Here is a 23,943-nt window from a genome sequence, read left to right as displayed (position 1 = left end):
ATGAAGCATACGCTGCTGTTATTGTCCACTTTGCTGCTCTGGAATTGCGCCGGAGAAAAAGCCCCGGGAACACCCGAAGCCCCTCCTCCCCTCTACACGACCTACCGGTCTGCTGCCAGCGCTACAGAACGGCCTAGGGTCATACTGGTGAGTGGGGACGAGGAATACCGTTCGGAGGAAGCCCTGCCCCAACTGGCCCAAATACTTTCACAGCGGCACGGCTTTGACTGTACGGTGCTCTTTGCCCAGCATCCGGAGCAGCCCGGCATCATCAATCCCAACTACGTTTACCATATTCCGGGGCTGGAGCAGCTGGAAGCGGCAGATTTGCTGGTGCTTTTCACCCGGTTCAGGGAGCTGCCCGATGAGCAGATGGGGTATTTCAAAGCTTACCTGGAGGCAGGGAAACCGGTTATTGGGCTTCGTACTGCCACCCATGCGTTCCGGTTCAGGGATACGCTCAGCCCATGGAGTCATTGGGGCAATTATTATCAGGGAGAGAAGGAGGCCTGGCACGGAGGGTTCGGGCAACTGGTGCTGGGCACCAACTGGCACAGCCACCACGGGCACCACAAGCACCAAAGTACACGGGGCATCATTCCACGGGAGGCGGCGAAGCATCCCGTGCTCAATGGTATTCAGTCGGGTGAAATATGGGGCCCTACGGATGTGTATGGTTTGTCCGGGCCATTGGACAGTACAGCCACACCCCTGCTTTACGGGCAGGTGACAGATAATACCAGGAGTTACGATGAGTCTGATGTGATGTACGGCATGCGGGAAGACCAATGGGCGATTGCCTCTACCAATCCGGCGAGCGGGCGTTTCTACAATCCCAATCAGCCGATGATGCCCGTAGCCTGGCTGAAGCCCTACCAGTTACCGGGCGGGCAAGCTGGGGAAGCCTTCGCCTGCACGATGGGCGCCTCTACGGATATGCTCGACGAGGAGTTTCGCCGCCTGTTGGTGAATGCTGTTTTTTACCTGACCGGGCAGCCGGTGCCGGAAGCCTCGAATGTGGATACCATAGGCGATTACCAGCCCACAGCTTTCCAATTTCACGATGATGCGTACTGGCAGGAGCGGCAGCTTAGAGTGCCCGCTTCAATGCCATAGCGTAGCCCAGGTGGAGGGCTTCGTGCAATGCGTTGAAAGCAACCGCTTCTTCAATATTAGTGAGTTCTACCCCATAGCTGGTAGGATAGGATTCGAATGTTTGGAACAGGCCCGCCTCCAAGTCGGCTTCAAGCTGGTCCAAGGTGCTTTCGGCAAGCCTTTTGAGCCCTTCCAGTTCGGCCGTGGTATGCACTTTTTCCGGTTTTGTTCCTTTGCGGAACGCTGCCAGTATTTCCTCTCCTACTTTGGGCTCCAGCCCGGATAAGCTATAGGTGAGCAGCTGTTGTGTGGCAATGATGTGCCCGAAATTCCAGATCAGGTTATTATTGAAGCCTTCCGGGATGTGGTTAACAGCTTCAAGGCTCATGCCGGAAAGCAGCCGGATGAAGTTGGCCCGGGTTTGGCGGGTGGTGGACAAATTCATAATTGGTGGTTCGTTTTTATTAATGAGCTTCCCGCCAGTTCTTCCCTTCACCCATTTCTACCAGGATAGGCACATTAAGGTTAGGGATGGCGTTGACCATATGCTCTTCAATGATCGGCTTGATGGTGTCGAGCTCTGACTTGTGGGCATCAAAGACCAGTTCGTCATGCACCTGCAGGATCATCTTTGACTTGAATTGCTCTTTTTCAAAAATATCGTTGATGCGCACCATGGCGATCTTGATCATATCCGCGGCCGTACCCTGTACCGGGGTGTTGATGGCGTTGCGTTCGGCGTGGCTGCGGAGTACTCCATTTCGGGAGTCGATATCGCGCAGGTAGCGGCGGCGGCCCATCAGGGTTTTGACGTAGCCGTCCTTCCTGGCTTTTTCCACAATACCGTCCATGTAGCCTTTCAGGTCCGGGTAGCGGCTGAAGTACTGATCGATCAGTTCTTTGGCTTCGCTGCGCTTAATGCCCAATTGCTGGGACAGGTTCGTAGCGCCCGCCCCGTAGATGAGTGCGAAATTGACGGTCTTAGCCCGGTAGCGCTGTTCTCTTGTGACCTCCTCGTAGGGGACGTCGAATACTCGGGCGGCGGTGGCAGAGTGGACGTCTTTCCCCGACTTAAAGGCTTCGAGCATGGCTTCCTCCCCGCTCATCTCTGCGATTAGGCGCAGCTCGATCTGAGAATAGTCGGCGGCAAGAAGGACGTGGTCTTCGTCGCGCGGGATAAACGCCTCCCGCACCCGGGCCCCCTGCGGTGTCCGAATTGGGATATTCTGCAGGTTAGGGTTGTTGGAGCTCAGCCGGCCAGTAGCGGTTAGCGCCTGATTGAAGGAGCTGTGGATGCGCCCGGTAAGCGGATTGATGAGTTTAGGCAGAGCGTCCACGTAGGTAGATTTCAGCTTGGTCAGGCCTCTGTAGTCCAGTATTTTCTGAACGATGGGGTACTCTCCGGCCAGTTCTGCCAGCTTCTCTTCACTGGTGGAGTACTGTCCGGACTTGGTTTTTTTGAAACGGTAAGGCAGCTCCATCTTCTCAAAGAGGACTTCCCCAACCTGACGGGGGGAGGCCACGTTGAATGCGGTGCCAGCATCCTCATGGATTTCCTTTTCCAGCTGATCGATTTCCTTAGCCAATTCTTTGGAATAAGACTTGAGGTAGTCGGCATTGAGCCGTATGCCCTCGTGCTCGATATTGACCAGGGCGCGCACCAGGGGCGCTTCAATTTCTTCGTATAGTTTTTGAAAGCCTTCTTCCTCCAGTTTAGGCGCCAGGTAATCTCTGAGCTGAAGGGTGATGTCGGCATCTTCGGCTGCGTAGTCTTTCACCTCTTCCGGCGGCAGGTCGCGCATGGTCTTTTGCTTCTTGCCCTTTTTGCCGATGAGGCTTTCGATCTCAATCGGCTGGTACTTGAGGTAGGTCTCCGAGAGGTAGTCCATATTGTGGCGCAGCTCGGGCTCCAGCAGGTAGTGGGCGATCATGGTGTCGAAGTAAGGCCCTTTGACTTCCACGCCGTACCTACGGAGCATGAGGGCGTCGTACTTGAGGTTTTGGGCGACCTTTTCGATGTTTTCGTCCTCCATCACTGCTTTGAACTGTTGCACCAGGCGGGTCGCTTCTTCATAGCCTGACGGCACGGGCACATAATAGGCTTCGTGGGCCTTCACAGAAAAGGACATACCCACCAATTCTGCCTGTGTGGCATCGATGCCGGTCGTTTCTGTATCGAAACAGATGCTACTGGCTTCCATCAGGAGCTGAAGGAGCTCAGCCCGTTTTTCTTCGCTATCTACCAGGTGGTAAGCATGCTTGGTATTGCCGATATTTTTGTCGGCTACAGAATGAGCTGGTGGTGCTTTGACCTCCGATTTGATTTCGCTCTGCTGATTGAAGAGGTCGCCCTGTGCATTTTCCTGCGGTACTTGGTCCTCTCCCAGTATCTGCCTGGCCAGGCTTCGGAATTCCAGTTCTTTGAACAGCTCGGCGAGGCGGTCATTGTCCTGCCCCTCGATTTTGTAGGCCTCCGCATCAAACTGAATGGGTACCTGGGTTTCGATAATGGCCAGCTTTTTGGACAGCAAGGCCTGCTCCCGGTGTTCTTCCAGGCGTTCCTTTTGTTTGCCTTTGAGCTGGTCTGTGCTGTCCAGCAGGGTTTCCATGGAACCAAATTGTGACAGGAGCTTGGAGGCGGTCTTTGGGCCAATGCCCGGTACGCCCGGAATATTGTCCACAGCATCGCCCTGCAGCCCCAGCATATCGATGACCTGCTCGACCCGCTCCACATCCCACTTCTTGAGGATCTCCGGCACGCCCATGATATCCACGCCATTGCCCTGACGAGAGGGTTTGTACAGGAAGACATTATCGGATACGAGCTGCCCAAAATCCTTGTCCGGCGTCACCATATAGACTTGGAAGCCTTCCTTTTCGGCCTGCTTGGCCAGGGTGCCAATCACATCATCTGCTTCGTACCCATCTACGGTGACGATAGGGATGTTGAAGGCTTTTACAATGGCTTCGATGTATGGAATGGCGACGACGATATCCTCCGGCTGTTCCTCCCGGTTGGCCTTGTAGGGCTCATACATCTCATGCCGGAAAGTGGGGGTGGATAAATCAAAGGCAACAGCGATGTGGGTCGGCTTCTGATCGCGCATGAGGTCCCAAAGCGTCCGGGTGAAGCCCATGACGGCCGAGGTATTGACCCCCTTGGAATTGATCAGTGGGCGGTTGATGAATGCAAAGTGCGCCCGGTAGACCAGAGCGTGACCATCCAGTAAGAAGAGTTTTTTTTCGTCTGCCATTCGTTTTCGTCTGCGTTTTTAGCTTTTCAGTTTTCCCTACACTTCTTCCAGTGCCTTGAGTTGTTCCTCCCGCTTGGTGCGTTTGGCTTCTTTGCTGGAAAGATAGGAATAAATGGCCGGAATCACGTAGAGTGTCAGCACCGTCGAAAAGACCAGCCCGCCGATGACAGCGATACCCATAGAGACCCGGCTTTCAGACCCGGCACCCAGCGCCAGGGCAATCGGCAATACGCCCAATATGGTGGACAGGCTCGTCATGAGAATGGGCCGGAAACGTGCCTCGGCAGCCTCCTTGATGGCTTCCAGGCGGCTCAGCCCGGCTTCTTTCCGCTGATTGGCAAACTCCACAATAAGGATACCGTTTTTGGCCACCAGCCCGATGAGCATGATAATGCCAATCTGGCTGAAGATGTTCAGCGTTTGCTCATAAAGCATCAGGGACAAAACGGCGCCTGCCAGCGCGAGGGGCACGGTAAACATGATGATAAGCGGATCGATAAAGCTTTCGAACTGTGCTGCGAGTACCAGGTAAATGAGTACCAGTGCCAGCGTAAAAGCAAATACAAGGCTGGAGGAGCTTTCCGCAAAATCGCGGGAGGTACCGGTCAGGGTAGTGTAAAAGCCATCGTCCAGTGTTTCCGCTGCGATGCGGTTCATGGCTTCGATACCGTTGCCCAGGGTATTGTCGCCCGCCAGGCCAGCGGATACAGTAGCAGAAGCAAAGCGGTTGAAGCGGAACAGCGTCGGTGGAGTGGTTTGCTCTTCCAGGGTGACGAGGTTATCCAGCTGTACCATATTGCCAGCATCATTGCGCACGTAAAGGGAGCGCACATCAATGGGTTCGTCCCGCCCCTCGCGCTGTATCTGCCCGATGACCTGATACTGTTTGCCATTCATAATGAAGTACCCGAAGCGCTGCCCGCTGAGCCCCAGTTGGAGCGTCTGAGCAATATCCAGTACAGAAACACCCAGGTCCCGGGCTTTCTGCCGGTTGATTTCGATGTTGAGCTCCGGTTTGTTGAACTTCAGGTCGACATCCACAAAGCTGAAGGTCGGGTCCTGCTTGACTTTCTCCACAAAGCGGGGCAGGGTCTCTTTGAGCTTTTCAAAATTGGGGGCCTGCAGTACGTACTGTACCGGTAGCCCACCCCGGCCGTTGCCGATGCTCTGCTCTTCGCTGAGATAGGTAAGAGCGCCGGTGAGTTCGCTGACTTCAGGCTGCAACGCATTGAGAATTTCGGTCTGACTGCGTTCCCGTTTCTGAGGATCTTCCAGGACGGCAAAGGCAAAAGCGGAATTCACGGAAGTGGAAGCGCCAAAGCCGGGAGAGGTTACGGAAATCACCCCTTCGCTCTCGGGTATGGCCTTGACCATTGTTTCCACCAGGTCATTGGTGTAGGCATCCATGTATTCAAAGGTGGAGCCTTCCGGAGCACGGGCAAAAGCCCGGATACGGCTCCGGTCCTCCAGGGGTGCCAGTTCCTGAGGCAGCCCGCCCCCGATGGTGTAGATGGCCCAGCCTGAGATTGCCATGATGACCAGTGCCAGCCAGCGGACCTGCATGAAACCATTCAGGGTGTTGCGGTAGCCTTTGGTAAGGGCAACGAAAAAGGGCTCGGTAACCCGGTAAAACCAAGGCTGCCGTTCGCGCTTTTTCAGGATACTGCTCGACAGCATGGGCGTAAGGGTGAGGGCTACAAAGGAGGAGATGACCACGGCTCCGGCGATGACGATGCCGAACTCCCGGAACAGGCGCCCGGTAAGGCCCTGCAAGAAGATGACGGGCATAAAAACGGCAACCAGCGCTACGGTAGTGGCAATAACAGCAAAGAAAATTTCTTCACTGCCTTTCATAGCCGCTTCAAGGGGCGTCATGCCATTTTCCACTTTCGTGTAAATATTTTCGAGGACGACCACAGCGTCATCCACCACCAGCCCGATGGCGAGCACGATGCCCAGTAGTGTGAGCACGTTGATGGAGAAATTGGCGGCATACATCACAAAGAAGGCACCGATAAGGGCAATGGGAATGACAATGACCGGGATAATGGTAGTCCGCCAGTCACGCAGGAACAAAAAGATAATCATGACCACCAGCCCGAATGCGACATAGATGGTCTGCTCCACTTCATCGATGGAGTCGCGGATAAACTGCGTTTTATCGAAGCCGATACCCAGTTGGATATCAGCGGGCAGGTCTTTTTTGATTTGCTCCAGGCGTTCGTAGAAGGCATCGGCAATCTCGATATTGTTGGCCCCAGGTTGCGGTACGATGGCGTTGCCCACCATAGGCACGCCATCCCGCTTGAGTACGGTACGGAGGTTTTCCGGCCCCAGCTCAGCGTAGCCGATATCGCGGAAGCGGACAATGCGGCCGTTTTCTTCTTTCAGGATGAGGTTGTTGAATTCATCAGGGGTGGTGAGCCTGCCCTGTGTTCGTACGGTGAGCTCTGTGTTGGCTCCTTCTACCCGGCCGGAGGGGAGTTCTATATTTTCACGTTGCAAGGCTTGTTGTACATCCAGTGGGGTAAGCCCGTAGGCCGCCAGCCGTTCTGCCTCAATCCACAGGCGCATGGCATATTTCTTCTGGCCCCAGATGCGTATTTCACTCACACCATTAATAGTCTGAAGGCGCTCCTTGAAGACATTCTCCGCGATATCGGTGAGCTCAAGCAGCGAGCGTTGGTCGCTTTGTATATTGAGGAAAATGATGGGATCAGAATCGGCATCAGCTTTAGAGACTACGGGCGGATCGGTATCGGGGGGCAGCTCGCCCACAACCTGAGAGACCTTGTCGCGCACATCGTTGGCAGCGGTTTCCAAGTCTACCTCGAGATCAAATTCTACAGTTAATGTGCTTCGCCCGTCCCGGCTAACGGAAGTAATGGAGCGAATGCCGGCAATACCATTCACGGCTTCTTCCACCGGCTCAGTGATTTGAGACTCAATGATATCTGCGTTGGCCCCTACGTAGTTGGTGGTAACGGTAATGATAGGCGGGTCAACACTTGGGTACTCGCGCACGCCCAGGTAGGTCAGCCCGATAAGGCCGAAGAGTACAATTACAATAGACAGTACGGATGCCAGTACAGGGCGCTTTATACTTAGAGATGACAGGCTCATAGGTGTGGTTAATTTAACTTGGAAATACGTACAGGGGCGCCTGGCTTAATTTGCAGCAGCCCTGTGGTGATGATGGTATCGCCCACGCTAAGCCCTTCCAGGATTTGAATGTTGCGCTCCTGCCGGATGCCGGTGGTTACGACGACTGGCTGCGCTTTGCCATTCTCATAGCGGAATACCTTCTTGTCGTTGAGCTCAGGGACGATAGCCTGAGTGGGGACCAGAATGGTGCCGGCAAACTCCTCCAGCTCCACTTGCACATCGGCAAAAGCGCCGGGCAGGATGTTGCCGCCGGGGTTGGGTGCCTGTGCCTTAAATCGAAGGGTGCGGGTCTCCGGGTCAATATTAGGCTCTTTGGCGATGACGGTAGCCTGAAAGCTATTTTCTTTGCCATCAAGGCGGAAATTCACCTGGCCTCCGGTTTCAATCGCCCGGCTGTACTTTTCCGGTACGTCAAACTCCAGCTTGATGGGGTTGATGCTCACCAGGCTAACGATGGGCGTGCCCGGAGAAAGGTAGCTGCCTTCAGAAACCATGCGCAGACCAAGACGCCCTGCGAAAGGCGCACGGACCACCCGTTTTCTCAACTGTGCATCTACCAGTGCAATATCGGCTTCTGTTTTTTCCACTTCGGCGGCGGCCACTTCGTACTCCTGCAAGCTTACACCTTCTTTGTCGTAGAGGGCTTTGAGGCGCTCGGCGATTTTCTCGTTAAGCTGTCGTTGGACGACGAGGCGTTTGCGCTCGGCCTGCAGCTCATCGTCATCCAGTTGTACCAGCACCTGCCCGGCTTTGGCATAGTCTCCTTCCCGGAAGTTGATACTGGTAATTTTGCCAGCGACTTCTGAGGTGATGGCGACCTCTTCGTTGGGCACGGTAGAACCGTTGACGGAAATGGCGTCGCGCAGCGAGGTTGCCTGCGTGACCATCGCTTCAACTGGAGTTTGAGGGGGGGCTTCCGGTTGGGCCGCAGTTTCAGCAGCAACTGTTTTTTGAGGTTGATCTTTACCCAGGATGTCGTCCTGGAAAAAGAAAAATAAGGCGGCTAACAGGGCGATGGCCAGCAGGGCCGCGATGCGGGTGGCTTTTCTTGACATAGCAACAGGGCATTCTTAGGGTTGTGCTTTTTTTAGCACAATGTGTTAAGTTGTTTTAGGTTAACCCATTCCCCGTAGTATTAGTTGTGGAGGTGCGGGAGATTACGCAGGTTGTATATAGGCAGGCGGCACCTGTTCCGTAAGCCACACCCCATTTTCTGAACAAAAAAACGAATACCCGTCTGCAAACATACGGGCCGCATCAATTTTTAGCAGGGCTAATTTGCCATGCCGGACGCCCACTTTTGAGGCGGTCTCTACATCCGGTGACAAATGCACATGATGCCGCTGTTGCTTTAGCAGCCCTTTTTCATAGATGCTGCCAAGGAAACGGGTGGCGGTCCCGTGAAAAAGTACTGCGGGCGGTTCCTGAGGTACATACTCCAGCTGTACGGCAATGGAATGCCCCTGATTGGCCCGGATGCGTGTTCCATCCGTGGAAAAGGCAAAGCGCTGTTTATCATTTTGAGTAACTACAGCTTCCAGCGTCATCCGGTCGAGCGGGTGCCCGTTTTTACGGAAGGCGGCGAGCAGAGCGTCCACCCCACACCAGCCCTGAGGGTCCAGCTCAAGGTGGTAAAGTTCCGGTTTATGGCGTAGGAGCAGGCTTAGTTTTTTGCTGATTTGCTTGTAGTCCTGAGGTGTCATGGCCGGGTTTCCTGGTTTTTTACGAAAGTTAAGGTTTGGTCGGTGAGGTTGAAGGCGGTGAGTGTATCCCGGTTATGCTTATTGAATACGCAGCCGGTATCGATATTGATCACTTGCTTTTCGGGCAGGCTTTGGAGCTGCAGCTCGGTAGCCTCTGTAATTTGCGGCGTATGCCCGTGCACGAGGATGCGCCCATCGAGCCAGTCGTAGTTGATGTCCCGATAAAAGCCACGGATCCAAAGCATGGCATTCAGATCCTGCAAAGGCTCCGGAGCTTTGAAGTTCAGGCCGGCGTGGACCAAAAGGTAAGGGCCCACCTCAAGGTAAAGGTGCAGCCGGTGCATGAAATCAAGATACAGCTTGGGGATATGCATGGGGTTGGCATTTTCGGGCAGGCTAAAGCTTTGGAGGGTGGTGTTACCGCCATTTTTTTGCCATAAATCGGCCATGCCAAAAGCAGCAGGGTTCAGGCATTCCAGCAACATTTCCTCGTGGTTGCCCATCAGGCACTGCACCCGGTAGCCATCTTTTTGCAGAGCCAGGATTTTATCGATTACGCCTTTGCTGTCCGGCCCGCGGTCGATATAATCCCCGAGGAGGAATAGCTCATCGGAGGGGCTAAGCTGGATTTCGTTCAGCAGGGCATCGAAGGTTTTGGCACAGCCGTGGATGTCGCTTATGGCAAATTGGGGCATTATTTTCTTACTTTTGGAAAGGAACCGCCCACGAGGGTGAAATCGTTCCCGAAATGATTAGACTTTTTTGGAATTTGCTGTTGGAGCGAATTTCAAAAGTAGTCTTAGAAAAGCAGTTTTATGACCGATATACAATTGCTACACACGCCACTTCAGCCGCAGCAGTGCATTGATTTTGTAGGCAGCCACAGCGCTGGCGCTATTGATGTATTTATTGGTACGGTGCGCGATAACACGCAAGGCAAGCGCGTGCTCCGCCTCGACTTTGAGGCCTACAAGCCTATGGCTATTAAGGAAATGCAGAAAATTGCCGATCAGGCCAAAGCGCGGTGGCCGGTGGAGAAAATTGCCTTTCATCACCGGGTGGGCACATTGGAGCTGGGCGAGATTGCCGTGATCATTGCTGTTTCCACCCCTCACCGCAAAGCCTCCTTCGAAGCCTGCGAATTCGCCATTGATACCCTAAAGCAAACGGTGCCCATCTGGAAGAAGGAAATCTTTGAAGACGGGGAAGTGTGGGTGGCAGCGCACCCCTGAATTATTTTACAATTTCAAATTCCGTACGCCGGTTCAGGGCGCGGCCTTCGGGCGTCTCATTGGTGGCAATGGGCCGGCTTTCCCCGTAGCCTTTGTAGCCTAGGCGGATGGGGTTGATACCATGGGAAGCCAGGTAGTCGCGTACGGCTTTGGCCCGGGCTTCGGACAGGGCGAGGTTGTCCGCTTCCTCCCCCACATTATCGGTATGGCCATTGATGATAATGCCCCGTTCCGGGTTGTCCTCCAGGAAAGACTTGAGCTGGTTGAGCTCTGGGATAGACTCCTGCTTGAGCTCTGCGGAGCCGGAAGCAAAGAATACATTGCGGAGCACCACAGGCGCGCTGGGTTTTTCCACTGAGATATCCGTTTTCGGGACCGGGCGCAGTTCGATAATGAGTTGGTAAGGCTCCGTCAGGTCTGTCAGCTCGCTAAGGGCGAAGTTTTCCGAATGGAAGAGGTAGCCTTCCCTGCTCACATTGAGGGCATAGTCCTGCCCCATGGGCAAGACCACGAGGAACTGCCCGCGCTCATCGGTTAGCCCCTGTTGGTGTGTTTTTTGAGTATTGAGGCGGACAAACTCCAGCTTTGCCCGGAGCGGGCGCTTGGTTGATGCGTCCCGAACAATAGCTTCCACGTAAGTGGCAGGCTGTGGGCGGGCATCCGGGTAAAGGTCGAAGGTGTATAGATCGGCATTGCCCATTTCCTGAGTGCGGGCTGTGGGGCCGAGCTGGTCCGTATCGAAGTAGGCGGTTTTGCCGTCCAGGCTTACAATCAGTGCCCCTTCGTTATTGGCGGTGTTGATGGGATAGCCCAGGTTGTAGGGGCGGCCCCAGGCGCCATCGGGTTTGAGGCGGGCCAGGAAGAGGTCATACTGCCCCATGCCCGGGTGGCCTTTGGACATAAAGTATAGGGTTTGCCCATCGGGGTGGAAGAAAGGCGCCTGTTCGTTGAGGGGCGTGTTGATCATATCGCCCAGGTTTTGCGGGTCGCGCCAGGAGCCATCGGGATCGCGGCGGGTGGCCCAGAGGTCGAGCCGGCCGAAGCCTCCTTCCCGGTCACTTACAAACAGAAGCAGGTTGCCATCGGCAGAAAGGGCGGGCTGAGATTCGAACCCTCCGGTATTGACGGGAGCGGGCAGGCGTTCGGGGTCCTTCCAGGTGCCGTTTTCCTGACGGGCATAGTAAAGGTCAAAATTGCCACTGCGGTCGTTGCGGGCAAAGGCCATGGCGCGCCCATCGGCGGAGAGGCTGGGGCTGCTGTCGTTGAAAGGCGTATTGAGGGCTTCGAGGGGTTGGCCCGGGCCCCAGGTGGAGTCCTGCCGCTGACTGATGAAGATGTCTTCGTTGCGGGGTGTGGTGCGGGTGGTGTACACCAGGAATTCGCCATTGGCATTTATGGAGGGTAGGTACTCAGGCCGATCGGTATTGATGGTAGCGGGCAGGGGATGTGGGTTGAAGGGTACGGGGTTTTGAATTGCTTCGGCGGCGAACTCCGCGCTTCGGAGCAACTGCCGGGCTTCGGTCATGCGCTTTTGGGGTGCCTTGCCGGTAGCGAAGTAGGCTTTCAGATGGACTTGGGCTTCTGCATATTTTTGTTGTTCAAACTCGGCTTGGGCTAACAGGTAGTAGGCCAGTGGTGCATAGGTGCTGTCGAGGCGCAGGGCCGTTTCAAAGCCCGATTCTGCTTTCGCGAAAGCGCGCTGCCTGAGGTGGAGATCGGCCTGCATGAGGTGGCCATCGATGAAGGAGGGCTCCTTTTGCAAAAGCTTGTCAAGCACCTCGATTGCAGCGGTATTTTGACCGGCATTGATGTGGCTTTGAACAGTTTCGTATTGTTTTTCCGCTTTTTTATTCAGGTCCTTTACGGTCAGGTAGTCTTGTCCGTAGAGGGAGACGGTCAACAGTATCGGCAAGGCAGCGACAAGCAGGCGCATAGAAATATTATTTTGGCTCTACTTACTAACGTTGTAAAAGAAGGTATGGTGCGGTTCCCAGCAAATATTAGGGCAACAGCCCTGCTTTTTCAATCACCCGGTGCAGTTCCTGATACGTTTGGTCCGTCAGCGGTACAAGTGGGATACGGGTCTCCTTACTGCAAATGCCGATCATTTCCAATGCCCCTTTGATGCCGGAAGGGTTACCATCCACGTAGAGATAAGGATGGATGTCATGAAGGAGGTCGTTCCACTTCCGGGCGGCTTGCAGTTCACCTGCTCTCGCGTGGCGCACCATGCTGGAAAATGGCTGGGGAAAAGCATTGGCAATCACTGAAATCACCCCGGTCGCCCCGCAGGCGATCATGGGGAGGGTCAGGGGGTCTTCGCCCGACCACACCTGGAAGTGCGCCGGTTTATCCTTGAGAATAGAAATGGCTTGCGCCAAATCGCCGGAAGCCTCTTTCACCGCCAGAAAACGGTCGCTGCTGTGGGCAAGGCGGAGGGTGGTCTCCGCCTCAATATTGGAGCAAGTCCGCCCCGGTACATTATAGATGATAACCGGCACCGGTGAAGCTTCCGCCACAGCCATATAGTGCTGATAGATTCCCTCCTGCGAAGGCTTGCTGTAAGCCGGGCTGCTCGACATGATAGCGGCGATGCCTTCAAAGTCGTATGTTTTGAGGGCATTGACCAGTTTTTCGGTGTAATTGCTGCCAAAGAGGCCTGCGACTACAGGTACACGCCCATTGACTTCACGGACGGTAAAGGACAAGACCTCCCGGCATTCTTCTGAGCTTTGTGTGATGGCCTCTCCGGTCGTGCCCAGAGAAACGATGAAATCCACACCACCCTGAATGGTATGCTCAATCAGGCGGGCCAAGGCGGGAAAATCAATAGCTTTATTGCGAAAAGGCGTAACAAGGGCAACGCCCGTGCCACTAAGTTGCAGTTGCTGCTTCATAGGGCGTATTGGTTTTGCCGAGCAAGTTTTCCATTTGAGTGATAAATGCGGGCAGGCCAGCTTTTTCCGGCACCTCGATCATGAGGTCGTAAGCGTAGGTATGGTCTGTGGAAGGGCCTATACGGAGCTTGGCTTTAGAGAGCGCGGAGATATATTCGCTCCATAGGGTGCTCTGCAGCCCGAGAAAGAAAAGCAGGTCGAAGGATTGGCCCATGAATTCTCGGATTTCCTCGCTTTTGGGACAGTAGCGCCAGTCCTGGTCTTTGGGTGAGAAAGTGCGGAACGGGAATTCCTCTCCTTCCTGCTGCTGACTGAGGTAACCCAGCAGGCGGACCTGTTTGCCCTTTTTACGGAGCTCATCAGCGTATTTCAGGATGCGCTTACGGTGGTCAGGCTCATTGGCATCAAACAGGATACCAATAGATTTAGCTCCTTTCCAGGTCACGGCACTGCGGTCTTTGGACGGTTTGCGGTTATTCAGTTCATTATGTAAAGCCTTGAAGTGAAACTTCAGGCGCAGGTTTTTCAGCATACCCATAGTGGTTTATTTGTGGTGGGTAGTAGTTGGCTGCTATCTGGCATTTTCTGTAGCCACCCGTTCATAAACACCAATCTGACTGTACTTGTTGATGCGGGCGTCGATCCGGTCCTCCGGTGTCATGTCCTGCACCTCCGCAATCGCTTTTTTGATTTGGCGCTTAAGGAGCTTTGCCATTTCCTCCGGTGCAGAGTGTGCGCCACCGAGCGGCTCTTTGATGATGCCGTCGATGATCCCGAATTCGTACATGTGGTCGGCGGTAAGCTTCAGGGCTTCCGCAGCTTGTTCTTTATAGTCCCAGCTGCGCCACAGTATGGAAGAGCAGGACTCCGGAGAAATCACAGAGTACCAGGTATTTTCCAGCATATAGACCCGGTCGCCCAGCCCGATACCGATAGCGCCGCCCGAGGCTCCTTCACCAATGACCGCGCAAACCACGGGTACTTTCAGCTGTGCCATTTCAAAGAGGTTGCGGGCGATAGCTTCCGCCTGTCCACGCTCTTCTGCTTCCAGTCCAGGGAAGGCACCCGGGGTATCAATCAGGCAAACCACGGGGTAACCAAAGCGTTCGGCCAGTTTCATGAGGCGGAGGGCTTTGCGGTAGCCCTCCGGGTTGGCCATGCCGAAGTTGCGGTACTGCCGCATTTTGGTATTCACCCCCTTTTGATGGCCAAGGATAACCACCGTTTGCCCGTCGAGCGAGCCCAGTCCGCCCACGATGGCTTTATCATCGGCGTAGTAGCGGTCGCCGTGGAGCTCGACAAACTTTCGGCACATCTGCTCAATATAGTATAAGGTGTAAGGCCGCTCCGGGTGGCGGGAGAGTTGTACCTTCTGCCATCCGGTGAGGTTGCTGTAGATTTCCTTGCGTTTATTTTTGATCTTGTTTTCCAGCTCGCGCGTCATTTCGGAAACATCGAGGTCACCTTCTTTTCCGACCTGCTTGATTTTTTCGAGCTGTTCGTAGAGGCTTTCTAAGGGCTTTTCAAATTCGAGGAAAACCATAATCCTTGTTTTTTTGAGCGGTCATATTAGCGGTGCTGTTGCTAGAATCAGCTGCGCCACAATGGCCACCTTTTAGCGTATTGATCAACTTTAGGTGGTATTCATCCGGGGTTTAGAGACCACAAAAGTAGCAATAAGGGAAGAGAGTCGGAGGGTGAAATATTTTTTTTCACTTTTTTTTAGTGAAAGGTTGCATCGAATAAAAAACGCGTTTATATTTGCACTCGCAATGACGCAATAGCGGCGTTGGTTAGTAAAAAACAAGAGCTGAAAGTAGCTTTTGGAGTAAGAAATAAAGGTCCGGTAGTTCAGTTGGTTAGAATACATGCCTGTCACGCATGGGGTCGCGGGTTCGAGTCCCGTCCGGACCGCCTTCGCCCGCCAAAATTCGAAAGAATGTTGGCGGGCTTTTTGTATTTATGGCCTTTGTGGAAAGGATTTGTTTTGTTCTCAATCCCGCCGGGCTACGGCGGCCGGAGACCGCTGAGTAACTTTTACGAAAAGCCGCATTCACGCCGAATGCGGCTTTTTTATTGGGTTTCAGCCCGTTTTGCCTGCCTACTCTGATTGTGTTTTATTGTGCCTTATTGAGGGTTGTTGAGGTTTTTTTGCTACAATTTTTTAGTGAAATACATGCTTATACTTTGTAGCATTTGGTCTTTTCACGCCGTTCTTGTGTGGGCAGGCTAATGACTCAGATACCTACTTGAGGGGTTGTGGTTTGGGTAAAGCTAAATACCACTCGTTATGCCCGGACTTGCCTATTCAGCCCATCCGCTATTTTCCATAGGGTTTTACCGGGTTGTAGTTGGCTTTGTTTGACCTTGCCTCAGTTCAGCTATTAATTGATGTTTGTAGTGCTTTCTTTACAAATTTTTGGGGGAACATACCACAGGGGCTCCTGGCGGCTTAAATTAAAAAACAGTAACTTACGATGGCGGTTTCTCACAGTTTGTCCCGCTCTGCGGGAGGCTGCCGTTGCCCACATTTAAAAATGCTGACAGGAACCTAAAAAAGATAAAGATTGTTTTTTTGATAAGTTATGAATTGAAGGCATAAAAAACAGATAATGGCCCTAATAATCACCGATGATACACTTTCCAAAGCTCAATTATCAGCAGATGAACTCCTCGTTGATCTAGCTTGCTATTTATACGACAAAAAACGGATGAGTATGGGACAAGCCAGGCACTTGACCGGATTGGATCAGATTAGCTTCCAGAAAGAATTGGCCAAACGAGATATCTATATCCATTACACAACAGAAGATCTGGAAAAAGATTTACAGAATCTGGGCATCGAATTATGATCATTGTTAGTGATACTTCTTCTATTTTAATGCTCCGGGGCTTTTGCGTTTAAAGCTGCTTAGCTTTGGCAGGCCAGTCCTCAAGTATTTCTGAAACCTCGCCCCAATTTGCTGAATAGTCAAAAAAGCCATTGGCGTCAGCCTGATACGTTTTCGCCTGTGTGATGGCCTGACTGACCGCGTCTACAGAAAAAATATAGTCGAGAAAGCAGCTTCTCAGAAAATCAAATTGATAACAGATATGCTCTTTTACCTCAGCGATATGATGGCTGCCGGGTTCTTCGGCGTTCTCCCAATCGACATTGGTGCCTTTTTCGATAATACGCAAATAGCTCAGGGCTGAGCACAAATCTCCCGTGCGGCAAGCTACTTCCATTTTTAGCTGGTAGGGTCCTATGATTTCCCGGTCGATGAGGTCCGTAAGCTCTGAACTGTATTCATCCGCTACAGGGTCCATCTCAAATAGAATATCCCAGGGGTAGTGCAGCGTCTTTTCCTGCATTTTAGCTATTTCGGCAGACAGAGCCTCGACTTCCACTATACTGCTTTGTGGTAGTGGGTTGATAAAAGCCCAAAAACTTGCACATAGGGAAGCGTCTCGTTCAAACAATTGCCGGAGGAACGATTCTTGTTGGTCTTTTTCTGCCCGAGCGAAGATTGTATCGTAAAAATGAGCAGTTGGGGAATGCGATGCCATGGTAAAGGTTTGAAGGGGCTGAAGTGTAAATACAGTTAGGCTTGCCTGTAAGCGCTTTTCCAACCCGCCTACTCTCCAGGCAGGCCAACATAGTAAATGAAATCTGTTCTCGGAGGGCTGCCCAACCCTGCCTGCCGTCCCATCGTGATCAGCTGCCCCCGGTGGTAGGTGCTGTGGTTCATGCAGTGATGGATCATGTCGGCAATGGCCGTATAGCCCTCTCCGCGCGACTTCGGGCGTTTGGCTTGCAGGTCTTCAAGAGACATGGTTTGTACGTGGTTGTTAAAGTTCTCGGAGGCCTGTAACCAGCCCTTGAGCAGGTCCTCTTTGCTGCCATTAAAATGCTTGGCAGGGTTGTTCTCCGCGGATTCATCTTTTACAATTTGCAACCAGAGGTACTCGGCACTCCAAATGTGCAGTACAGTTTCTTGCAGGCTGGAAAAACTGGATTCGATTTCCCGGTGCAGGTCTTCTTCTGAAGCTGTGCGCAACCAGTCCGCAAGTTGCTGATTGGCCCAGTGGTTATAGGCGGTATAACGCCGCATCATGGTCGTGAGGTCATCCCCGGTGGGTTCGGCAGGCTGCATATGCGTACGCGTATTGTTTTTCATGTCTTCTCCTGTAATCCTTCCATTTGGCATCACAGCCATCGTCAGTAAGGCCTGAACACCAAGCATAATGTGTAGCAACATGATTCATCTTTTAATGGCTCTAAGCTAAAAAATAAAACCTGATGAAGGGTGGATAAAATGGGAAGCAGCCCCTGTTTTGCCACTCTCCTATTCGGCATTGATACATTCAGTGATCTTGGAATTGTCGCATGAGTTTGTAAGACAGTCTGCCTGATCCGTTCTTTTTATACGTTGGTAAAGTTCAAAATCAGCCTTATCTTAAACCTTATTTTTGGGTAAGTGCAGCAGCTATGCCCAAAAAAGCACCGAACCGAATTATGAAGGGGTGAAAGGAAGCCCTACTAATTCAAACACCGGACAAGCATGAAAAGCAACAATCGCCTTGTATACCTCCTCCAGGAAATTGGTATCGTAGTCATTGGGGTGCTGATTGCCGTTTCCATCAACAATTACAAAGAAAAGCGGGGCAATGAGGCCTACCTCGAAAAGACCCTGCTGGCCATCGAAAATGAGATCAATTCAAATAAAACGACTCTGGATTCGGTGCTGAACCGCCACATTGAAATCTACGATTTTTTTGAGCGCGACAGCATGGATAAAAAGCAGTCCCTTGGGGAAATCCTTTACAGCCTCGGGGGCTTTCAGGTCGCTACGGTCAAGAACATCAGTTTGCGGTTTTTCGTAGCGAATAAAGCAGAACTGCTCGACTTCGAGCTTATTGCGTATTTGCTGGAAATCGAGCAGACCACAGACATCCTATCGGCAAAAATAGACAGGTTGGCTGATTTTGCCTATGAGCACGTCAATGACAGTGGTGCAGAAACGAGAACTCGTTTTACTTACCTGCTCATGGACATTATCGACAGCGAGAGCAACCTCCTGAAAGCCTACGCTGATTTCATGGAGGAGAATGAAGCTTATTTGGAACGGAAAGGGAAATGACTTGCAGCTTTCGCCAATCCTCATTACACCCCATAGCTTTACCGCGGTTTACAACTGTTAGCTTGCTACATTTCAAACGCTTTTGGGAATAGTATTTTCGCCTCCCCTTTTAGTAACAGCTTGCCCTTAGAGTTGAAGGCCTGGCAGGAGAACACCCCCTGTTTTTTCTTATCCTCAAAGCTGGTCAGCGTTGCTTTGGCGGTAATCTCATCGCCTATGTAGGCGGGGCGGAGAAATTCAGCGCTTTGTGACATATAGATGCCACCCTGTCCCGGATATATCGTGCCAAATATCTTAGAGAACATGCTAAGCAGCAGCACCCCGTGCACTACCCGGGCTTTAAACACCGTATCTTTTGCGTAGGCTTCATCGAGATGGATGGGGTTGTCGTCCCGGGAGAGCCCGGCAAATTGGGCAACGTCTTCGGCGTGGAAGGTGTTGGTGAATTCGTGGGTGGAGTTGAGCGTTACTTTTGGCATGTGAACGATTGATTTGGCGGAAATATAATGGTTTTTCTGCTTCTCAGGGCGGGGTCTTTGCAAGCTCTTGCCACAATATAGCCTGCTTCCAGGTGCACCGTACCGGTATGGAAACTACCAGACTGCCTCCTTTTAGCATTTGATTTTTTCGCCCCTGCATTGAAAAACCTGCCCCGAAAAGGAATTAATACCCATGTAAGTAGTTTTAAGCCAAGTTCTTAGCGTACTTTTGCCCCCAAATTTGAAAACCGAAGTTTTTGGACCGCAATACAGAACGCTATCAACGCTGGCTTTACGGGCTCATCCTTTTACTGGTACTGCCCGCCCTGCTCATCAACCTGGGCGTGCTTACCCTCATCGACGATGAGGCGCTGCGGGCGTGGGTGGCTTTGGAAATGCGGCTGTCCGACAACTACATCGTCCCGCAGTTGCACGGAGAGTTTTACTACAAAAAACCACCGGTCTACAACTGGATGCTGCTGAGTGTTTTCCAGCTGACCGGCAGTATGGACGAGTGGTCTATCCGCATCCCCACCGTGGCCTTTCTCCTGCTGTATTGCGGTACGATCTACTACTTTGTGCGTAAGCATTTTAGCCACGAGATGGCTTTCCTGAGCGCACTGGCGTTCCTGACCTGTGGCCGTATTCTCTTCTACGATTCTTTTCTTGGGCTGATCGACATCAGCTATTCCTGGGTGACTTTTCTATCGTTTATGGTCTTCTACCACCTGGCGGCGCGGGAACGGTGGCTGGCTGCTTTTGCCGGTTCTTACTTTCTGGCCGCGGTGGGCTTCCTGATGAAAGGGCTCCCATCTGTGGTGTTTCAGGGGTTTACCCTCATCGCCTGGTTGGTGTACCAAAAGCAGTTCCGCCGCCTGTTTCAGTGGCAGCATATCCTGGGCGGGCTGGTCTTTGTGGCTGTGGTGGGCAGCTACTATGCCGCGTACTTGCAGTATAACAGCCTGGAAGAACTAGCTTCGGTTTTGTTCAACGAGTCGGCCAAGCGTACCGCCGGGCGTTATCCGCTCTGGTTCACGCTTTTCCACCTGTTCACCTATCCCTTTGAGCTGCTTATTTACCACTTTATGCCGTGGGGCCTGCTGGCACTTTACCTGTTTCGCAGGCGGTCGTGGTCACAGGTCTGGCAGCACCCGTTTATCGCCTTTGTTTTCCTGACCTTCCTGGTCAACGTCACTGTATACTGGACGGCGCCCAAGGTGCACCCCCGGTATGTTTTCATGATTATCCCCTTGCTGTTCATTACCCTGCTGTACCTGCATGAACAGCAGAAGCAAGACCGGCCCTGGCCCTACCGGGTGACGATGAAGCTGCTGCTGTTTTGCTGCCTCATTCTACCTCCTGCGGCATTGGCGCCCCTCTTTCTGGAACGACTGCAGGCCACGCCCTGGCTGTGGGCCAAAAGCCTGAGCCTGTTTGTGGCCTTCAGCGCGCTGGCATACGGAGCATGGAAGTTCCGCGAGGCCCGGCTACTGACTACAGCGGCTGTCTTGCTGGTGGTGCGCATCGCCTTCAACTGGTTTGCCCTGCCCGACCGGCATGCCAATGATTTTGGGGATGTGGTGCGGAAAGATGCCTTGCGCGTGGCGCAGGAATATCAATCGGCCGACTTACGCGTTTATAAAGATACCGAATGGCAGCCGATGACCTCCTTCTACATGACTCGTGAAGCAGGGCGCATCATTCCCATCGACTGGGAAACGCCCGACACCTCGGCTTATTACATCATTGATCCCAAAGCCTATCCCTTCGTGCCCTATGAAAAACAGGACGAGCTCCTGATGCGGCACGGTGGGAAAGTCTATGATATTGTGAAATTCTAGTTTTATGTCTATAAAAATATCAGCCGTCGTCACGGTTTATAACGAAGAACTGAACATCAAACCGCTGGTGGAGCGCATTACCGCTGCACTCGATGGGATGGACTACGAGATTGTCTATGTAGACGATGGCTCTACGGACAATACCCTGCGGGAGCTGTACAGCATTGACCACCCCCGACTAAAGGTGGTCGAGTTCCGGAAAAACTACGGGCAAAGTGCCGCACTAATGGCCGGCATTGAAGCCGCCGAGGGGGAGTACATCGCGACCATGGATGGAGACCTGCAAAACGACCCTTCCGACATTCCGGCCATGCTTAAAATGGCAGAAGAAGGAGATTATGATATGGTGGCAGGGGAGCGGGCCAAGCGCAAAGACGGCTGGATACTCCGCAAAATCCCGAGCATGATCGCCAACTTTATCATCCGCAACTCTTCCGGGGTACACTTGAAAGACTATGGCTGTGCGCTCCGGGTTTTCCGGTCTGAGATTGCCAAAGATATGGGCATTTACGGAGAGCTTCACCGTTTCATACCGGTACTGGCCCACCTGGAAGGTGCGCGTATCATTCAGATTCCCGTCAAGCACCACGCCCGGGAGTTTGGGGAGTCCAAGTATGGACTGGGGCGGACCTTCAAGGTGGTGAGTGATCTGCTGCTGATGCTCTTCCTCAAGCAGTACATGCAGCGCCCCATGCACCTCTTTGGCAATACGGGGGTCCTCCTGTTGCTCGTTGGCCTGCTAATAAATGGCTATCTTGGGGTGCTGAAAATCCTGGGGCAGGACATTTGGGGCAAGCCCCTGCTTATACTCGGCCTGATGCTGGTCCTTGGCGGCATTCAGCTCATTACCATCGGTATTGTGGTGGAAATACAGATGCGGACTTACTACGAGTCCCAGCAAAAACGACCTTACAAAATCCGCCGCATCACCAAAGGCGGCACTGAACAAAAAACAACGGCCAATGCCACAACCTGAATTCGACATCGGTGAGCTCGTGCTCTACAAGAACAATCAGCTTATCGCCTTCAACAAACCCGCCGGGCTGCCGGTCGCAACCGACAAAACCGGAGACAAAGCCATGGACCAGCTGGGTGAAATCTACTGCAAATCCAAACTGGGGCTGGTACACCGGCTGGACCGTCCGGCAAGCGGGGTCGTGCTCTTCGCCCGCTCTGAAAATGCCCTGGCCCACCTCAATGAGCAGTTCCGCGAACGGCAGGTGGAAAAAGTTTACCTCGCTGCCGTTGCCAACCGCCCGGAAGCGATGGAAGGCAAGCTTATCCATTACCTCAGGCGCGACGGTCGAAAAAATAAAACTATTGCCTATTCAGATCCTCAGAAAGATGCCAAACGGGCAGAACTTTCCTACCGCTATCTGGACAGCAGCGATCACTACCACCTGCTGGAAATCCGCCTGCACACCGGGCGCCACCACCAAATCCGGGCACAGCTGGCAGATATTGGCTGCCCCATCAAAGGTGATGTCAAGTACGGCTTCCGGCGGAGCAATCCCGACCGGTCTATCCACCTGCATGCCTGGAAGCTGACTTTCCACCACCCGGTATCCAATCAGGAAGAGACCATCACCGCACCACTGCCCCCGCAGGACCCGGTATGGAATGCCTTTAACTTCAACGATTAATATGGAAGCTTTACTCGAGCACTTTCCAAAGCTGACGGAGCAGCAGATCGCTCAGTTTGAACAACTCGGCCCGCTTTACCGGGAGTGGAACGACAAGATCAACGTCATTTCCCGTAAGGACATCGACCAACTGTACCCCCACCACATCCTGCACGCCCTGGCGATACCACAGGTGGTGAAGTTCCGGACGGGCGCCAAAATCCTGGACCTGGGGACGGGTGGCGGGCTGCCGGGTATCCCCCTCGCTATTCTCTACCCCAATGTGCAGTTCACCCTCATCGATGGTACGCGCAAGAAAATCAAAGTCGTGCAGGAAATCATCGACGCCATCGGGCTGGAAAATGCCGAAGCCAAACACGTCCGGGCAGAGGAACTTAAAGACCGCTTTGACTTCGTAGTCTGCCGGGCCGTTGCCAGCCTCGATAAGCTAGTGCCCTGGACACAGCGCCTGCTCAAACGGGAAGAACGCCACGCCCTGCCCAACGGCTTGCTGACCCTCAAGGGGGGCGACCTCAAAAGTGAGATCAAAGCCCTCGGCAAAGGCCACTATGTGGAGCTGTTCCCGATTACGGATTACTTTAAGATGGATTACTACATTGAGAAGTATGTGGTGTACGTTCAGGGGTAGGGGTTGATAAATCAGTAAGTAAACGCTATTTTAAAATCAAAAAATGGATAAAATAGCCCGATACAGCCACTATATCACCACTCTGCTCAACCGTTACGCACAGGAACCAGTCGCTAATCAGGAAGGGGTTGGCTATCAGGTTGTTTGTGACCTGAAAAGCCATCATTATCTCCTACTTAGGCTTGGGTGGACTGAAGATGCTTACATTCATCATTGTACGATTCACCTGGATATAATTGATGAGAAAATCTGGCTCCAGCAGAATAACTCAGACTTGCTTATAGCTGATGAACTAGTCGGAATGGGAGTAGACAGGAATGATATTATTATGGGTACAGACCCAGCCTACATTCGCAATCCATCCGATTTTGCTGCGGCATAGCCCCCAAGATTTCTTACCTTTGCCCATCTACTATTAAACCACTTAACAACGCCATCCTATGTCATTCGAAGTAGAAGGAAAGCTACATAAGAAATACGAAACGGAGCAAAAGACCGATTCATTCCAGGCCCGGGAGTTCGTCATCGAGACCGAGGGCAACTATCCGCAGTTTGTGAAATTCCAGCTGGTACAGGACCGCTGTGCCCTGCTCGACCCCTTTGAAGAGGGGCAGATGATCAAAGTCCACTTCGACTTGCGTGGTCGGGAGTGGAATGGCAAATACTTTACCAATCTGAATGCCTGGCGCCTGGAGCAGGGCGGTGTGAATGCGGCTCCAACGGCACCTCCAAAGTCTGCAGATTCCGGATTCCCGGACTCGGAATTCCCTTCTGCCAACGATGAGCCGGCCAGTCAGGCGGATGATGACCTGCCATTCTAAAAAAAGCCCCCGGAACTTCCAAGTGAGAAGCCGGGGGCTTTTTTATGCCATCAACTCCGCGG

At 52.8% G+C, this 23,943-nt stretch carries 23 protein-coding genes and 1 tRNA gene; 11 read left to right on the top strand and 13 right to left on the bottom strand.

The features are described from left to right. Positions 1-1,116, top strand: coding sequence for a ThuA domain-containing protein (locus tag ACO08I_RS16395; protein WP_421946507.1), 1,116 nt, complete (start codon positions 1-3; stop codon positions 1,114-1,116). On the opposite strand, the gene ACO08I_RS16390 is transcribed toward ACO08I_RS16395, so the two are convergent. The 6 genes from ACO08I_RS16390 to ACO08I_RS16365 all read right to left on the bottom strand — a co-directional run bounded on the left by ACO08I_RS16390 (position 1,091) and on the right by ACO08I_RS16365 (position 9,912). Then, positions 1,091-1,540: a DinB family protein gene (locus ACO08I_RS16390; protein ID WP_044218296.1), complete on the bottom strand. Its 450-nt coding sequence runs from the start codon at positions 1,538-1,540 to the stop codon at positions 1,091-1,093. The genes ACO08I_RS16395 and ACO08I_RS16390 overlap by 26 nt on opposite strands. Before the next feature lie 19 nt (positions 1,541-1,559). Then, on the bottom strand, positions 1,560-4,349 hold the full coding sequence (polA, locus tag ACO08I_RS16385; protein WP_421946506.1) for a DNA polymerase I: 2,790 nt from the start codon (positions 4,347-4,349) through the stop codon (positions 1,560-1,562). 36 nt (positions 4,350-4,385) lie between these two features. Further along, a complete protein-coding gene (locus ACO08I_RS16380) occupies positions 4,386-7,472 on the bottom strand; it encodes an efflux RND transporter permease subunit (RefSeq protein ID WP_282778309.1) in 3,087 nt (1,028 codons plus the stop codon). Positions 7,473-7,480: 8 nt separating this feature from the next. Continuing rightward, on the bottom strand, positions 7,481-8,569 hold the full coding sequence (locus ACO08I_RS16375) for an efflux RND transporter periplasmic adaptor subunit (protein WP_421946505.1): 1,089 nt from the start codon (positions 8,567-8,569) through the stop codon (positions 7,481-7,483). Between the two features lie 102 nt (positions 8,570-8,671). Beyond that, a complete protein-coding gene (locus ACO08I_RS16370; protein ID WP_421946504.1) occupies positions 8,672-9,217 on the bottom strand; it encodes an RNA 2'-phosphotransferase in 546 nt (181 codons plus the stop codon). After that, the gene (locus ACO08I_RS16365; RefSeq protein WP_421946503.1) at positions 9,214-9,912 is read right to left on the bottom strand and encodes a metallophosphoesterase family protein; all 699 of its coding nucleotides are present in this window, start codon (positions 9,910-9,912) and stop codon (positions 9,214-9,216) included. Before ACO08I_RS16365 ends, ACO08I_RS16370 begins: the two co-directional genes overlap by 4 nt. A gap of 120 nt (positions 9,913-10,032) precedes the next feature. Between ACO08I_RS16365 and ACO08I_RS16360 the strand changes: the two genes are divergently transcribed. Next, positions 10,033-10,449 (top strand): molybdenum cofactor biosynthesis protein MoaE, encoded by a 417-nt coding sequence (locus ACO08I_RS16360; RefSeq protein WP_421946502.1) that lies wholly within the window; start codon positions 10,033-10,035, stop codon positions 10,447-10,449. 1 nt (position 10,450) lies between these two features. Here the strand turns inward: ACO08I_RS16360 and ACO08I_RS16355 are convergent, their stop codons facing one another. From ACO08I_RS16355 to ACO08I_RS16340, 4 genes are all read right to left on the bottom strand, one after another. Continuing rightward, on the bottom strand, positions 10,451-12,382 hold the full coding sequence (locus ACO08I_RS16355; protein ID WP_421946501.1) for an OmpA family protein: 1,932 nt from the start codon (positions 12,380-12,382) through the stop codon (positions 10,451-10,453). Between the two features lie 67 nt (positions 12,383-12,449). Then, complete coding sequence (gene dapA, locus ACO08I_RS16350) at positions 12,450-13,346, bottom strand: 4-hydroxy-tetrahydrodipicolinate synthase (RefSeq protein ID WP_421946500.1); 897 nt, start codon at positions 13,344-13,346, stop codon at positions 12,450-12,452. After that, positions 13,324-13,878 carry a DUF6913 domain-containing protein gene (locus ACO08I_RS16345; RefSeq protein ID WP_282778323.1) on the bottom strand — a complete coding sequence of 185 codons (555 nt, stop codon included), beginning with the start codon at positions 13,876-13,878 and terminating at the stop codon, positions 13,324-13,326. Before ACO08I_RS16345 ends, dapA begins: the two co-directional genes overlap by 23 nt. Positions 13,879-13,917: 39 nt before the next feature. Next, on the bottom strand, positions 13,918-14,889 hold the full coding sequence (locus tag ACO08I_RS16340) for an acetyl-CoA carboxylase carboxyltransferase subunit alpha (RefSeq protein ID WP_282778325.1): 972 nt from the start codon (positions 14,887-14,889) through the stop codon (positions 13,918-13,920). A gap of 297 nt (positions 14,890-15,186) precedes the next feature. On the opposite strand from ACO08I_RS16340, the gene ACO08I_RS16335 reads away from it, so the two are divergent. Beyond that, a tRNA-Asp gene (locus tag ACO08I_RS16335) sits at positions 15,187-15,260 on the top strand. A gap of 698 nt (positions 15,261-15,958) precedes the next feature. After that, complete coding sequence (locus tag ACO08I_RS16330) at positions 15,959-16,198, top strand: UPF0175 family protein (RefSeq protein ID WP_421946499.1); 240 nt, start codon at positions 15,959-15,961, stop codon at positions 16,196-16,198. A 49-nt stretch (positions 16,199-16,247) separates the two neighbouring features. Here the strand turns inward: ACO08I_RS16330 and ACO08I_RS16325 are convergent, their stop codons facing one another. Together ACO08I_RS16325 and ACO08I_RS16320 are read right to left on the bottom strand one after the other, a co-directional pair. Continuing rightward, the gene (locus ACO08I_RS16325) at positions 16,248-16,895 is read right to left on the bottom strand and encodes a hypothetical protein (protein WP_421946498.1); all 648 of its coding nucleotides are present in this window, start codon (positions 16,893-16,895) and stop codon (positions 16,248-16,250) included. A 68-nt stretch (positions 16,896-16,963) separates the two neighbouring features. Next, positions 16,964-17,587 carry a DinB family protein gene (locus tag ACO08I_RS16320; protein ID WP_421946497.1) on the bottom strand — a complete coding sequence of 208 codons (624 nt, stop codon included), beginning with the start codon at positions 17,585-17,587 and terminating at the stop codon, positions 16,964-16,966. 303 nt (positions 17,588-17,890) lie between these two features. Here ACO08I_RS16320 and ACO08I_RS16315 point away from each other — a divergent pair, with 303 nt between their 5' ends. Then, positions 17,891-18,469, top strand: a complete 579-nt coding sequence (locus tag ACO08I_RS16315) for a hypothetical protein (RefSeq protein ID WP_421946496.1) — start codon at positions 17,891-17,893, stop codon at positions 18,467-18,469. A 65-nt stretch (positions 18,470-18,534) separates the two neighbouring features. Here ACO08I_RS16315 and ACO08I_RS16310 read toward each other — a convergent pair whose 3' ends face one another. Further along, positions 18,535-18,948 (bottom strand): MaoC family dehydratase, encoded by a 414-nt coding sequence (locus ACO08I_RS16310; protein WP_282775961.1) that lies wholly within the window; start codon positions 18,946-18,948, stop codon positions 18,535-18,537. Between the two features lie 257 nt (positions 18,949-19,205). On the opposite strand from ACO08I_RS16310, the gene ACO08I_RS16305 reads away from it, so the two are divergent. Genes ACO08I_RS16305 through ACO08I_RS16280 form a run of 6 tightly spaced genes read left to right on the top strand, consistent with a single transcriptional unit; the run spans position 19,206 to position 23,881 of the window. Next, on the top strand, positions 19,206-20,789 hold the full coding sequence (locus ACO08I_RS16305) for an ArnT family glycosyltransferase (protein WP_421946495.1): 1,584 nt from the start codon (positions 19,206-19,208) through the stop codon (positions 20,787-20,789). Between the two features lie 4 nt (positions 20,790-20,793). Next, positions 20,794-21,765: a glycosyltransferase family 2 protein gene (locus ACO08I_RS16300; protein WP_044218223.1), complete on the top strand. Its 972-nt coding sequence runs from the start codon at positions 20,794-20,796 to the stop codon at positions 21,763-21,765. Continuing rightward, positions 21,752-22,432, top strand: coding sequence for an RluA family pseudouridine synthase (locus ACO08I_RS16295; protein ID WP_421946494.1), 681 nt, complete (start codon positions 21,752-21,754; stop codon positions 22,430-22,432). The genes ACO08I_RS16300 and ACO08I_RS16295 overlap by 14 nt, the downstream gene beginning before the upstream one ends. Position 22,433: 1 nt before the next feature. After that, complete coding sequence (rsmG, locus tag ACO08I_RS16290) at positions 22,434-23,060, top strand: 16S rRNA (guanine(527)-N(7))-methyltransferase RsmG (RefSeq protein ID WP_044218218.1); 627 nt, start codon at positions 22,434-22,436, stop codon at positions 23,058-23,060. Between the two features lie 43 nt (positions 23,061-23,103). Beyond that, positions 23,104-23,442: a XisI protein gene (locus ACO08I_RS16285; RefSeq protein ID WP_421946493.1), complete on the top strand. Its 339-nt coding sequence runs from the start codon at positions 23,104-23,106 to the stop codon at positions 23,440-23,442. Between the two features lie 58 nt (positions 23,443-23,500). Continuing rightward, positions 23,501-23,881 (top strand): DUF3127 domain-containing protein, encoded by a 381-nt coding sequence (locus ACO08I_RS16280; protein ID WP_282775952.1) that lies wholly within the window; start codon positions 23,501-23,503, stop codon positions 23,879-23,881. Positions 23,882-23,943 lie beyond the last annotated feature (62 nt).

Origin of the sequence: Phaeodactylibacter xiamenensis (assembly GCF_965229835.1) — a bacterium.
GTDB classification, from domain to species: domain Bacteria; phylum Bacteroidota; class Bacteroidia; order Chitinophagales; family Saprospiraceae; genus Phaeodactylibacter; species Phaeodactylibacter xiamenensis.
This window is presented reverse-complemented; position numbering and strand designations above follow the sequence as displayed.

Bases quoted from the DNA above. Each gene is read 5' to 3' on its own strand.
- ACO08I_RS16390 (WP_044218296.1), bottom strand. From the start codon at position 1,540: ATGAATTTGTCCACCACCCGCCAAACCCGGGCCAACTTCATCCGGCTG.
- ACO08I_RS16310 (WP_282775961.1), bottom strand. From the start codon at position 18,948: ATGCCAAAAGTAACGCTCAACTCCACCCACGAATTCACCAACACCTTC.
- rsmG (WP_044218218.1), top strand. From the start codon at position 22,434: ATGGAAGCTTTACTCGAGCACTTTCCAAAGCTGACGGAGCAGCAGATC.
- ACO08I_RS16320 (WP_421946497.1), bottom strand. From the start codon at position 17,587: ATGTTGCTACACATTATGCTTGGTGTTCAGGCCTTACTGACGATGGCT.
- ACO08I_RS16280 (WP_282775952.1), top strand. From the start codon at position 23,501: ATGTCATTCGAAGTAGAAGGAAAGCTACATAAGAAATACGAAACGGAG.
- ACO08I_RS16395 (WP_421946507.1), top strand. From the start codon at position 1: ATGAAGCATACGCTGCTGTTATTGTCCACTTTGCTGCTCTGGAATTGC.
- ACO08I_RS16340 (WP_282778325.1), bottom strand. From the start codon at position 14,889: ATGGTTTTCCTCGAATTTGAAAAGCCCTTAGAAAGCCTCTACGAACAG.
- ACO08I_RS16345 (WP_282778323.1), bottom strand. From the start codon at position 13,878: ATGCTGAAAAACCTGCGCCTGAAGTTTCACTTCAAGGCTTTACATAAT.
- ACO08I_RS16315 (WP_421946496.1), top strand. From the start codon at position 17,891: ATGAAAAGCAACAATCGCCTTGTATACCTCCTCCAGGAAATTGGTATC.
- ACO08I_RS16365 (WP_421946503.1), bottom strand. From the start codon at position 9,912: ATGCCCCAATTTGCCATAAGCGACATCCACGGCTGTGCCAAAACCTTC.
- ACO08I_RS16300 (WP_044218223.1), top strand. From the start codon at position 20,794: ATGTCTATAAAAATATCAGCCGTCGTCACGGTTTATAACGAAGAACTG.
- ACO08I_RS16375 (WP_421946505.1), bottom strand. From the start codon at position 8,569: ATGTCAAGAAAAGCCACCCGCATCGCGGCCCTGCTGGCCATCGCCCTG.
- ACO08I_RS16295 (WP_421946494.1), top strand. From the start codon at position 21,752: ATGCCACAACCTGAATTCGACATCGGTGAGCTCGTGCTCTACAAGAAC.
- ACO08I_RS16355 (WP_421946501.1), bottom strand. From the start codon at position 12,382: ATGCGCCTGCTTGTCGCTGCCTTGCCGATACTGTTGACCGTCTCCCTC.
- ACO08I_RS16285 (WP_421946493.1), top strand. From the start codon at position 23,104: ATGGATAAAATAGCCCGATACAGCCACTATATCACCACTCTGCTCAAC.
- ACO08I_RS16330 (WP_421946499.1), top strand. From the start codon at position 15,959: ATGGCCCTAATAATCACCGATGATACACTTTCCAAAGCTCAATTATCA.
- polA (WP_421946506.1), bottom strand. From the start codon at position 4,349: ATGGCAGACGAAAAAAAACTCTTCTTACTGGATGGTCACGCTCTGGTC.
- ACO08I_RS16325 (WP_421946498.1), bottom strand. From the start codon at position 16,895: ATGGCATCGCATTCCCCAACTGCTCATTTTTACGATACAATCTTCGCT.
- ACO08I_RS16380 (WP_282778309.1), bottom strand. From the start codon at position 7,472: ATGAGCCTGTCATCTCTAAGTATAAAGCGCCCTGTACTGGCATCCGTA.
- dapA (WP_421946500.1), bottom strand. From the start codon at position 13,346: ATGAAGCAGCAACTGCAACTTAGTGGCACGGGCGTTGCCCTTGTTACG.
- ACO08I_RS16370 (WP_421946504.1), bottom strand. From the start codon at position 9,217: ATGACACCTCAGGACTACAAGCAAATCAGCAAAAAACTAAGCCTGCTC.
- ACO08I_RS16360 (WP_421946502.1), top strand. From the start codon at position 10,033: ATGACCGATATACAATTGCTACACACGCCACTTCAGCCGCAGCAGTGC.